We start from the raw sequence: 11,443 nt of genomic DNA on the forward strand, positions 1-11,443 counted from the left end.
TTAAGTACGTTTGACGCTTTGGCAAGCCGCTGGTGTACTCCCTGTCATGACCTCCACCACATCGTCACCCGCGTTGGACACCGTCGCCGTCGTCGAGTCGGTCGCCGACCTGGTCCGCGAGAACTACGTCTTCCCCGATGTCGCCGGGGAGCTCGCGGACCTGCTGCGCCGCCGGAGTGCCGAGGGCTCGTACCCGGCCGGATCCGCCGAGGAGTTGGCCGACGCGGTCACCGCGGACCTGCGGTCCGTCAACGGCGACCTGCACCTGGCGCTGAAGCACCACGCCGTGCCGGTGCCTTCGGGGCAGGGCGAGGCGGTGCTCGCCGAGATGCGGCGGAAGTTCGACGCCACCCTGGGCGGCGTTCCGCGGGTCGAGCTCCTCGACGGCGGCGTCGCGGTGCTGGAGATCTCGTCCCACATGTTCCCGCTGGACTGGGCCGCGCAGCCGCTGGCCGCGGCGCTCTCGCTGGTGGCGCCGGCCGAGGCGCTCGTTCTGGACCTGCGTCGCAACCTCGGCGGCGACCCGGACACGGTGGCCTTCGTCTGCGGCTACCTGCTCGACGGCCGCACCCACCTCAACACCATGGTCTCGAAGCAGGGGGAGCGGGTCGCGCAGTCCTGGACGCCCCCGTTCGTGCCGGGTGCCCGCTTCGGCGCCGACAAGCCGGTCTACGTCCTGACGAGCGGAAAGACCTTCTCCGCGGGCGAGGAACTCGCCTACGACCTGCAGCAGCTCGGCCGCGCCGAGGTCGTCGGCGAGGCCACCCGCGGCGGCGCCCACCCGCGCGACGGCTGGACGGTGCACCCGCACCTGGAGCTCAGCGTGCCCGTCGCCCGCGCGGTCAACCCGGTCTCGGGCACCAACTGGGAGGGCGCCGGCGTCCGCCCCGACGTCCCCTGCGACGCCGAGGACGCGCTCGACCGCGCCCTCTCCCTGGCCCTGGCGCGCCTGGCCGAGTAGTTCCCGGCCGGGTGGCGCCATGGGTCGTGGAGCTGTGCCACGACAGGGGTCCGGTGCGAAGCCGTCTGCTGCGGCTTCGCACCGGACCCCTGTGTCATGGCGGGGCGGCGGCGGGGCCGGGCCGTTTTTCGCTGTGACCGTGCCCCCCGGCGGGACCTGTGGCCCGGTGCCTCGTGCCTGTCGCCCCGCCTGTTGCCCTGCCTGTTGCCCTACTGGTCCACGGCGTCGGTCGTGCCCTGCCAGCCGTCGAGGTCGGCGAGCCGTTCCGCCAGGGCGGAGCGTATGCCCGTCGCGGCGGAGGTGCCGAGGGCCAGGCGCAGTGGGGGATTGGGGCTGTCGACCGCGGTCCGGATGCCGGCGGCGATCCGCGCCGCGGCGGAGAACGCGGTCGCGGGCAGTTCCCCGATGCCCTTCTGGACCTCGCGGACGGTCGGGTCGTAGTCGTCCAGGCCGGCCGCGACATCGAGGTTGGCGAGGAACGGGGTCGCGGTCAGCCCGGGCTGGACGAGCGTGACCTTGATGCCGAGTGGTGCGACCTCGGCCGCGAGCGCGTCCGACAGCCCTTCGACCGCGTGCTTGGTGGCGGCCAGCAGGCCCACGCCGGGGTGGACGGACTGCCCGTAGACCGACGAGCCCTGGAGGACGTGCCCCGACCGCTGGGCCCGGAGTACCGGCAGCGTTGCGCGGAGCACGTTGAGCACCCCGAAGACATTGGTGTCGAAGACGGCGCGGGCCTGCGCGTCGGAGACCTCCTCGACGGCTCCGAACAGTCCGTAGCCCGCGTTGTTGGCCACCACGTCGATCCGGCCGAACCGGGCGAGCGCGGCGTCCACGGCGCCCTGGACGGCTCTCTCGTCACGTACGTCCGTCCGGACGAGGAGCAGGCGCCCGCCGTGGGCCTGCGCCGTCTCGTCCAGGGGGGAGGTGTCGCGGGCGAGGGCCGCGACGTTGTCGCCGTTCTCCAGTGCCTGGAGCGCCAGTTCGCGGCCGATGCCGGACGTCGCACCGGTGATCAGCCAGGTGCGGAGGTGGGTGCGGTGGGTGGAGTTTTGATTCATGTTGCGACCGTATCGCATTAGAACGCAACGCGTCGACCTCGATCGGCTCGACGGTTGCCCACTAGCCGGAATAGCTCCACTCGCGCTGCGGTACTGTGGGGGGATGACCACAGCGACGGCCGGATCCCCCGGACCAAGCCCGCGCACCGTCACGCCGACGGTGGAGACCGTGCTTGCCTTCGTGAACACGCGCGCCGACGGCGCGGGCCGCCGCGAACTCTTCGGGGACGGCGACTCGTTCGCCGCCTGGCTGGCCGAGCGCGACGAGTTCGGCGGCGGAACCGTGGTCACCGACGCCGACGCCGCGGCCGCGCGCGAACTGCGCGACGCCCTGGTGACGCTGCTGCTCGCGCACTCGGGCGACGAGGAGAGCCGGGGCGAGCCGCTGCTGCGCGCCGAGCGGTACCTGCGACGCGTGGGCCCGCTCTACCCGCTGGCGACGGTGGTCACGGCCGGCGGGGTCGAGCTGGCCTCGCCGCAGGCGGGAGCGCCGCGCGTGTTCGGCACCGTCCTGGCCGCGGTGACGACCTTCGCCGGGACCGGCGACTGGGCCCGCATCAAGGCCTGCCGCAACCCGCCGTGCCACTTCGGCTTCCTCGACCGCACCCGCAACGGGGGAGGGCTGTACTGCAGCACCGGCTGCGGCTCCCAGGTCTCCATGCGCAAACACCGCCAGCGCCTGCGTGAGACCACCACCCAGCCCGAGTCCTGAGCCCTCACTGGCGAGCAGGGCTCACGGGTGGTTCGGATTGATCCACACCGCGTCGAAGTCCTCCGCGCTGAACGTCGACGAGAACCCCTGCCACTCGTCCGCGGTCGTCAGCGGACAGCCCGGGTCGACGGCGAGCGTGACCGGGTCGAGGCGAACGTACTTGTCCCCCTTGAAGAGATAGGTCCTGCCGTCGGGAAGGCGGACGCCGTCGTCGATGTCGGCCCCGAATCCCGCGTCGGCCAGGCTGGGTGCGACCGAGGAGATCGAGTCCGGCCCTTGGAGGATTCCGCTCGGATCGTCCGCGCGCAGGCAGCGGTCGTCGTGGAAGAACTTCCGCTCGCCCGCCCGGTCCGTCCGGTTCCCTTGGGCGCCTGAAAACAAGCAGGCGTGATTGCTTTTTCTCCCGGTGGGTGTCAGTGTGCTCACCGACGGCGATCGTTGGGCCACCTCTGGGGGTAGGCGTGCGAGTGGGGTCGGAGGCCGGGGTGGGTGACCGGGCGGTGTTGCGGGTCGGGAATGCTTCGGGGTTCTACGGGGACCGGTTCTCGGCGATGCGGGAGATGCTCACCGGTGGGCCGCTGGACGTGCTCACCGGGGACTATCTGGCCGAGTTGACGATGCTGATCCTGGCGCGGGACCGGTTGAAGGACCCGTCGCTCGGCTATGCGAAGACCTTTCTGCGGCAGCTGGAGGAGTGCCTCGGTCTGGCGCTGGAGCGCGGCGTGCGGATCGTGGTCAACGCGGGTGGGCTGAACCCCGCGCGCCTGGCCGACGCGGTGAGGGAGTTGGCGAAGAGCCAGGGGCTGGACCCGGCCGTCGGGCATGTCGAGGGTGACGATCTGCTGCCCCGGGGTCAAGAACTCGGACTTCCCCAGGGGCTGTTGGCGGCCAATGCCTATCTCGGGGCGTTCGGGATCGCCGAGTGCCTGCGTGGCGGGGCGGACGTGGTGGTGACCGGGCGGGTCACCGACGCGGCGCTGGTGGTCGGTCCGGCCGTCGCCCACTTCGGGTGGGGCGCGGGGGACTTGGACGCGCTCGCCGGAGCCGTGGTGGCGGGGCACGTGCTGGAGTGCGGTGCGCAGGCCACCGGCGGCAACTACGCGTTCTTCCGGGAGCACGACGTGACCCGGCCCGGGTTCCCGCTCGCCGAGCTCCACCCGGACGGGTCCAGCGTCATCACCAAGCACCCGGGTACCGGCGGCGCGGTCACCGTCGGCACGGTGACCGCCCAACTCCTGTACGAGACCGGCGGTCCGCGCTACCTCGGCCCGGACGTCACGGCCCGGCTGGACACCGTCCGGCTGACCGAGGACGGGCCGGACCGGGTGCGGATCGACGGGGTGCGCGGCGAGGCGCCCCCGGCCGCCCTCAAGGCCGGGCTCAACCGGCTCGGCGGCCACCGCAACGAGGTGGTGTTCGTCCTCACCGGGCTCGACATCGAGGCCAAGGCCGACCTGGTACGGCGGCAGTTCGAGGAGGGGCTGGCACCCGACCGGCGGCCGGCCGAACTGCGGTGGACACTGGCCCGCACCGACCACGCCGACGCCGCCACCGAGGAGGCCGCCTCCGCGCTGCTGCGGCTCACCGCCAGGGACCGCGACCCAGCCCGGGTCGGGCGCGAACTCGGGCGAGTGGCCGTCGAGATGGGGCTGGCCGGGTACCCGGGTTTCCATCTCACCGCCCCGCCCGGGCCGGGCGCGCCGTACGGGGTGTTCGAGGCCGCGTACATCGGCGCGGGGGAGGTCGAGCACACCGCCGTACTGCCGGACGGGCGCCGGGTGACCGTCCCGCCCGCACCGGTCACCGCCACCGCCCAGGACGAACCGGAGCAGGAGCAGCCGGACGGGGACGGCACGGAGGCGGGCGGAACGGACTTCGGCCCCACCCGCCGGGCCCCGCTCGGCCTGGTGGCCGGTGCCCGCAGCGGCGACAAGGGCGGCGACGCCAACCTCGGCGTCTGGGCCCGGGACGAACCCGGCCGGCGCTGGCTCGCGCACACCCTCACCACCGAACTCCTTCGCGAACTCCTCCCGGAGACGGCGGAGTTGCCGATCACCCGGCACCTCCTGCCGAACCTCCGCGCACTCAACTTCACCATCACCGGCCTGCTCGGCGAGGGCGTCGCCGCCCAGCACCGCTTCGACCCGCAGGCGAAGGCGCTGGGGGAGTGGCTGCGCTCGCGCCGACTCGACATCCCGGAGGCCCTGCTGTGACCGTCCTGCCCACCCGCCTCGACCCGGGCGGCGCCGAGTACACCGCGTCCCGGGAGGCGATGCTCGCCAAACTCGCCGCGCTGGACGCCGAGCACGCCGAGGCACTGGCCGGCGGCGGCCCCAAGTACGTCGAACGCCACCGCAAGCGCGGCAAGTTGCTCGCCCGCGAGCGGATCGAGCTGCTGATCGACGAGGACTCGCCGTTCCTGGAACTCTCCCCGCTCGCCGCCTGGGGCAGCGACTACCCGGTCGGTGCCGCGCTGGTCACCGGCATCGGCGTGGTGGAGGGCGTCGAGTGCGTGATCACCGCCAACGACCCCACCGTGCGCGGCGGCGCCTCCAACCCGTGGACACTGCGCAAGGCGCTGCGGGCCAACGAGATCGCCCTCACCAACCGGCTCCCGCTGGTGAACCTGGTCGAGTCCGGCGGCGCCGACCTGCCCAGCCAGAAGGAGATCTTCATCCCCGGCGGCGCGCTGTTCCGCGACCTCACCCGGCTCTCCGCCGCCGGAATCCCCACCGTCGCCGTCGTCTTCGGCAACTCCACGGCCGGCGGCGCCTACGTGCCCGGCATGTCCGACCACACCGTGATGGTCAAGGAACGGGCCAAGGTCTTCCTCGGCGGACCGCCGCTGGTGAAGATGGCCACCGGCGAGGAGTCCGACGACGAGTCGCTCGGCGGCGCCGAGATGCACGCCCGGGTCTCCGGCCTGGCCGACCACTTCGCGCTGGACGAGCCGGACGCGCTGCGCCTGGCCCGCCGGATCGTCGCCCGGCTCAACCACCGCAAGCCGGGCCCCGATGCGGACCGGTTCGCCGAACCGCCGAAGTACGCCGAGGAGGAGCTGCTCGGCATCGTCCCCGGTGATCTGAAGGTCCCCTTCGACCCGCGCGAGGTGATCGCCAGGATCGTCGACGGCTCGGACTTCGACGAGTTCAAGCCGCGCTACGGCAGCAGCCTCGCCACCGGCTGGGCCCGTCTGCACGGTTACCCGGTCGGCATCCTGGCCAATGCGCAGGGCGTGCTGTTCAGCCAGGAGTCGCAGAAGGCGGCCCAGTTCATCCAGTTGGCGAACCAGCGGGCGGTCCCGCTGCTGTTCCTGCACAACACCACCGGCTACATGGTCGGCAAGGACTACGAGCAGGGCGGCATCATCAAGCACGGCGCGATGATGATCAACGCCGTCGCCAACTCGCGGGTGCCGCACCTGTCCGTGCTGATGGGCGCCTCGTACGGGGCGGGGCACTACGGCATGTGCGGGCGGGCCTACGAGCCGAGGTTCCTGTTCGCCTGGCCGAGTGCCAAGTCGGCGGTGATGGGGCCGCAGCAGCTGGCCGGGGTGCTGTCGATCGTCGCCCGGCAGTCGGCCGCGGCGAAGGGGCAGCCGTACGACGAGGACGCGGACGCCGCGATCCGGGCCATGGTGGAGCAGCAGATCGAGGCCGAGTCGCTGCCGGTGTTCCTGTCCGGCCGGCTCTACGACGACGGGGTGATCGACCCGCGCGACACCCGCACCGTGCTCGGGCTCTGCCTCTCGGCGATCCACAACGCGCCGGTCGAGGGCGCACCCGGCTACGGCGTCTTCCGGATGTGAGGGAGCTTCCCGCGATGACCACCGACCACCCGCACATCAGCGACACCCCGCGCACCAGTGACCACCCGCGCCCCACAGGCACCCCGCCGATCACCAACCTGCTGGTCGCCAACCGCGGCGAGATCGCCCGCCGGATCTTCCGCACCTGCCGTGAACTCGGCATCGCCACCACCGCCGTGTACGCCGACCCGGACTCGGCCGCCCCGCACGTCCGGGAGGCCGACACCGCCGTCCGGCTGCCCGGTGCCGCGCCCGCCGACACCTACCTGCGGGCCGATCTGATCGTCCGCGCCGCGCTGGAGGCCGGGGCCGACGCCGTCCACCCCGGGTACGGATTCCTCTCCGAGAGCCCCGGGTTCGCGCAGGCCGTGCTGGACGCCGGCCTGGGCTGGGTCGGGCCGCCGCCGGCCGCGATCGCCGCGATGGGGTCCAAGACCGCCGCCAAGCGGCTGATGGCCGAGGCCGGCGTGCCCGTGCTGGACGCGCTCGACGCCCCGACCGAGGCCGACCTGCCGCTGCTGGTCAAGGCGGCCGCCGGCGGGGGCGGGCGCGGCATGCGGATCGTCCGGGACCTCGCCGACCTGCCGGCCGAACTCGGCGCGGCCCGGGCGGAGGCGGCCAAGGCCTTCGGCTCGGACGAGGTGTTCTGCGAGCGCTACCTGCCCACCGGCCGCCACGTCGAGGTCCAGTTGCTGGCGGACGCGCACGGCACGGTCTGGGCGGTCGGCGACCGCGACTGCTCACTGCAGCGGCGCCACCAGAAGGTGATCGAGGAGGCGCCGGCCCCCGGAGTCCCGGACGACGTCCGCACGGCCCTGCACGCCGCGGCGGTGAGCGCGGCCCGGGCGATCGGCTACACCGGCGCCGGTACCGCCGAGTTCCTGCTCGCCGAGGACGGCCGATTCTGGTTCCTGGAGATGAACACCCGGCTCCAGGTCGAGCACCCGGTCACCGAGGCCGTCACCGGACTGGACCTGGTCGCACTCCAACTCGCCGTCGCGGAGGGGGAGAAGCTCCCCGGCCCGGACGCGCCGCCGACCGCCGGGCACGCCGTCGAGGCCCGGCTGTACGCGGAGGACCCGGCCAAGGACTGGCAGCCCGCCACCGGGACCCTGCACCGGCTCGAACTCGTCACCGACCACCAGGAGTTCACCTCGACCGGCGAGGCCGGACTGCGACTGGACTCCGGGGTCGCGCCCGGCGGCGAGATCACCCCGCACTACGACGCGATGCTGGCCAAGGTGATCGCCTGGGCGCCGACCCGCACGGCCGCCGCCCGGCGGCTGGCGGACGCGCTGGCCCGCGCCAAGGTCCACGGACCGGCCACCAACCGGGAGTTGCTGGTCCGGGCGCTGCGCCACCCGGCCTTCCTGGCCGGGCAGGTGCACACCGGCTTCCTGGCCGAGCACGCGGCCGGGCTCCTCGCGCCGGACACCAAGGGCGCCGGACGCGCGGCGCTGGCCGCCGCCCTCGCCGAGGCGGCCGCCCGGTCCACGGCGCGGACCGGCGCGCTGCCCTCGGGCTGGCGCAACCTGCCGTCCCAGCCGCAGGCCAGGCGCTACCGCACCGAGGACGGCACGGAGTCGGTGGTCCGCTACCGGCTCACCCGGGACGGACTGCGGGCCGAGGAGCACCCCGGGGTGACGCTGGTCGAGGCGTCCGCCGAGCGGGTGGTGCTGAGCGAGGGGGAGGTCCGGCGCGCCTATGAGATCGCCCGCCACGGCGACCGGGTCCACGTCGACACACCGTTCGGCAGCACCGTGCTCACGGCGCTCCCGCGCTTCCCCGACCCCGTCGGACAGACCGACCCCGGCGCCCTGCTGGCCCCGATGCCGGGCACCGTCGTCCGCACCGCGGCCGAGGTCGGCGACACCGTCACCGCCGGCCAGCCGCTGCTCTGGCTGGAGGCGATGAAGATGGAGCACAAGGTCACCGCCCCGGCCGACGGCGTCCTCGCCGAACTCCGGGCCACCCCCGGGCAGCAGGTCGAACTCGGCACCCTGCTCGCCGTCGTGCACCCCGCGCCCTGAACACCGCCACGCCCACGCGCAAGCACCCCGCAGGCCCGCAGCCCCGCTACCCCACAACCCCCGACGAAGAACCGCCCGGAAGGACCAGCCATGTCCGCACCGCGCACCACCGCCCCCGGCAGCCAGCTGATCGAGACCCCCGAGCGCGTCGCCCTGCGCCGCGCCGTCGCCGACCTGGGCGGCCGCTACGGCTCCGCCTACTACCTCGCCAAGGCCCGCGCCGGCCAGCCCGCCGACGAGCTCTGGGCCGAGGCCGGAAAGGCCGGCTACCTCGGCGTCAACCTCCCCGCCGAGTACGGCGGGGGCGGCGGCGGGATCGCGGACCTCGCGATCGTCCTGGAGGAACTCGGCACCGCGGGCTGCCCGCTGCTCCTGCTGATCGTCTCCCCGGCGATCTGCGGCACCGTGATCGCCCGCTACGGCACCGAGGAGCAGAAGCGGCAGTGGCTGCCCGGTCTGGCCGACGGCAGCCGCCGGATGGCCTTCGGCATCACCGAGCCGGACGCCGGCTCCAACTCCCACCGGATCTCCACCGTCGCCCGCCGCGACGGCGAGGACTGGCTGCTGACCGGCCGGAAGGTGTTCGTCTCGGGCATCGACCACTGCGACGCCGTGCTGTTCGTCGCCCGCACCGAGGACGCCCGCACCGGGAAGCTGAAGCCCGCCCTGTTCGTCGTCCCGCGCGACACGCCCGGCTTCGAGTACCGGCCCATCCCGATGGAACTGGTCGCCCCCGAACGGCAGTTCCAGGTCTTCCTGGACGATGTGCGGCTGCCCGCCGAGGCCCTGGTCGGCGACGAGAACGCCGGGTTGCTGCAACTGTTCGCCGGCCTCAACCCCGAGCGGGTCATGACGGCGGCCTTCTCCCTCGGGCTGGCCCGGCAGGCACTCGCCAAGGCCGTCGAGTACGCGCGCACCCGGGTCGTCTGGTCCACCCCGATCGGCGCCCACCAGGGTCTCGCGCACCCGCTGGCGCAGTGCGCGGTGGAGATCGAACTGGCCCGGCTGATGACCCAGAAGGCCGCGCTGCTCTACGACGAGGGCGAGGACGCCGCCGCCGGTGAGGCCGCCAACATGGCCAAGTACGCCGCCGGCGAGGCCGCCGCCCGGACCGTCGACCAGGCGGTGCAGACGCTCGGCGGCAACGGCCTCACCCAGGAGTACGGGCTGGGCGCGCTGCTCGCCGCCACCCGGGTGGGCCGGGTCGCCCCGGTCAGCCGCGAGATGGTGCTCAACTACGTGGCGCAGCACACCCTCGGCCTGCCCAAGTCGTACTGACCCGGCCCGGGCCCGGGCCGGGCAGCCGCCTCGGTCCGGGCCACCGCCTCGGATCGGGGCGCCGCGCCGGTGTCACCGGACGGAGGTCAGGTGCGCGAACACCACGGTGTTGGACTCGTAGCCGCCGGTGCGCCGGTCGAACTTCCCGCCGCACGTGATGACCCGCAGTTCGGCCCGGTCGGTGTCGCCGTAGACGAGGGCGTCCGGGAAGTCCCGCTTGGGGAACACCTTGACGGAGTCCACGGTGAACACCGCCGTGCGCCGGTCCTTGCGGGTCACGTCGACGGTGTCGCCGGGGCGCAGCAGCCCGAGCCGGTAGAACACCGCCGGGCCGTTGCGGTTGTCCGCGTGGCCGACGACGACGGCGTTGCCGGCGGCCCCGGGCGCGGTGCCGTCCCGGTACCAGGCGGCGAGGTTGCGCTGCTCCATCGGCGGGGTGGCCAGGGTCCGGGCGGCGGTCAGGCCGACGCCGGTCATCGGGGCGTCGACCTTGATCGCGGGGATCCGGATCCGGGTCGGTTCCGAGGCCGCCAGCGGCGGTGCGGCGGGTACCGGCGCCGGGGTGCGGACGGGGGCCGAGGCCGCCGGGGTCCGGTCGCTCGGTGCCGGGGGCAGCGGCGGCCCGCCGCCGTCGCTGCCGTCGCGGACCAGCCAGGTGCCGCCGGCCGCGAGCGCCACGGCGACGGCCCCGGCCGTCAGCGGGCCGGGGCCGCCGCGCCGCGCGCGGGGCGGACGGTCAGGACGCGGCATTGCGTCCGGGACGACGGCGCAGGGCGCGCAGGCCGAGTACGGCGGCCGCGGCGATCAGGCCGGCGCCGCCGAGTACCTGGGCGGTGCTGGCGCCGGAGGTGCCGCCGCCACCGGTGCCGACACCGCCGTGCGGCGCGCCGGTGGGCTTGGGCGAGGGGCTCGGCGAGCCGCCGGGGGAGGGCGTGGCGGAGAGCGAGGGGGACGGCGTGGCGGAGGGCGAGGTGGTGGCGGTGGGCGACGGCGAGCTGCTCGCGCACTGCACCTCGAAGACCTTCTGCTTCCCGGTGCCGTTCTCGCCGACGAAGTTCCAGAGGAGCTTGTAGTGCCCGTCCGGCAGGCTGTACGTCGAGGTCGTCCCGGTGCCGTCGGGCAGCACGATCGCGCCGGCCAGTACCTGCGCGTTGCCGGTCGGCGGCTGCTGCTCGATGGTCCAGTTCACCAGCTGGACGGTGTCGAAGTCGAAGGCGTCCAGGTAGAACCGGCAGACCTTCGGATCGTCGTTCCGGTTGTTCACGGGGGTGTCGCTGTCGTGGACCTTGACGTCGCCGTTGTCCCCCGGCGCGGCCACCGCGAGCGGGGCGGTGCCGAGGGAGAGCGCGGCGGCGGCGGTCGCGGCGGCGAGCAGCCGGCGGGCGGACGGTGGAGGAGGGATGGTACTCACGGTGGGGTGCTCCAGGGGCCGGGGCCGAGCCCGGGGACGGGCGGCCGTGGTGGACACCGTCCGGCCGGGTGCCCCCGGAGGCGGCCGTGCCACGCGCGGGCAGGGCTCGGTTTCCCCGAAATGGCCCTGTCCGGACCCCCGGCCCCGCGCTCCTCGGCCCGGGTCGGCCCCGGGCTCCTCGGTCC

Annotated in this window: 10 protein-coding genes; 6 read left to right on the plus strand and 4 right to left on the minus strand. The window is 74.0% G+C overall.

Going from position 1 to position 11,443, the window contains the following annotated elements; all coding sequences use genetic code 11:
- Positions 1-46 precede the first annotated feature (46 nt).
- The gene (locus VR45_RS21715) at positions 47-961 is read left to right on the plus strand and encodes a S41 family peptidase (protein ID WP_045941470.1); all 915 of its coding nucleotides are present in this window, start codon (positions 47-49) and stop codon (positions 959-961) included.
- 209 nt (positions 962-1,170) lie between these two features.
- On the opposite strand, the gene VR45_RS21720 is transcribed toward VR45_RS21715, so the two are convergent.
- On the minus strand, positions 1,171-2,019 hold the full coding sequence (locus VR45_RS21720) for an SDR family NAD(P)-dependent oxidoreductase (protein WP_045941471.1): 849 nt from the start codon (positions 2,017-2,019) through the stop codon (positions 1,171-1,173).
- A 103-nt stretch (positions 2,020-2,122) separates the two neighbouring features.
- Between VR45_RS21720 and VR45_RS21725 the strand changes: the two genes are divergently transcribed.
- Positions 2,123-2,731 (plus strand): CGNR zinc finger domain-containing protein, encoded by a 609-nt coding sequence (locus tag VR45_RS21725; RefSeq protein ID WP_045941472.1) that lies wholly within the window; start codon positions 2,123-2,125, stop codon positions 2,729-2,731.
- Between the two features lie 21 nt (positions 2,732-2,752).
- Here VR45_RS21725 and VR45_RS21730 read toward each other — a convergent pair whose 3' ends face one another.
- On the minus strand, positions 2,753-3,157 hold the full coding sequence (locus VR45_RS21730; protein ID WP_159394301.1) for a hemopexin repeat-containing protein: 405 nt from the start codon (positions 3,155-3,157) through the stop codon (positions 2,753-2,755).
- 74 nt (positions 3,158-3,231) lie between these two features.
- Between VR45_RS21730 and VR45_RS21735 the strand changes: the two genes are divergently transcribed.
- The 4 genes from VR45_RS21735 (at position 3,232) to VR45_RS21750 (ending at position 9,847) form a co-directional block, all read left to right on the plus strand.
- On the plus strand, positions 3,232-4,944 hold the full coding sequence (locus VR45_RS21735) for an acyclic terpene utilization AtuA family protein (protein WP_078896724.1): 1,713 nt from the start codon (positions 3,232-3,234) through the stop codon (positions 4,942-4,944).
- Complete coding sequence (locus VR45_RS21740) at positions 4,941-6,539, plus strand: carboxyl transferase domain-containing protein (protein WP_045941474.1); 1,599 nt, start codon at positions 4,941-4,943, stop codon at positions 6,537-6,539. The genes VR45_RS21735 and VR45_RS21740 overlap by 4 nt, the downstream gene beginning before the upstream one ends.
- Before the next feature lie 14 nt (positions 6,540-6,553).
- Positions 6,554-8,569: a biotin carboxylase N-terminal domain-containing protein gene (locus tag VR45_RS21745; protein ID WP_078896722.1), complete on the plus strand. Its 2,016-nt coding sequence runs from the start codon at positions 6,554-6,556 to the stop codon at positions 8,567-8,569.
- A gap of 90 nt (positions 8,570-8,659) precedes the next feature.
- Positions 8,660-9,847, plus strand: coding sequence for an acyl-CoA dehydrogenase family protein (locus VR45_RS21750; RefSeq protein ID WP_045941475.1), 1,188 nt, complete (start codon positions 8,660-8,662; stop codon positions 9,845-9,847).
- A 72-nt stretch (positions 9,848-9,919) separates the two neighbouring features.
- Here the strand turns inward: VR45_RS21750 and VR45_RS21755 are convergent, their stop codons facing one another.
- Positions 9,920-10,597 (minus strand): class F sortase, encoded by a 678-nt coding sequence (locus VR45_RS21755; protein WP_045941476.1) that lies wholly within the window; start codon positions 10,595-10,597, stop codon positions 9,920-9,922.
- The gene (locus VR45_RS21760) at positions 10,584-11,258 is read right to left on the minus strand and encodes a hypothetical protein (RefSeq protein ID WP_052709262.1); all 675 of its coding nucleotides are present in this window, start codon (positions 11,256-11,258) and stop codon (positions 10,584-10,586) included. Before VR45_RS21760 ends, VR45_RS21755 begins: the two co-directional genes overlap by 14 nt.
- Positions 11,259-11,443 lie beyond the last annotated feature (185 nt).

This window comes from Streptomyces sp. NRRL S-495, from assembly GCF_000966955.1.
GTDB classification, from domain to species: Bacteria; Actinomycetota; Actinomycetes; order Streptomycetales; family Streptomycetaceae; genus Kitasatospora; species Kitasatospora purpeofusca.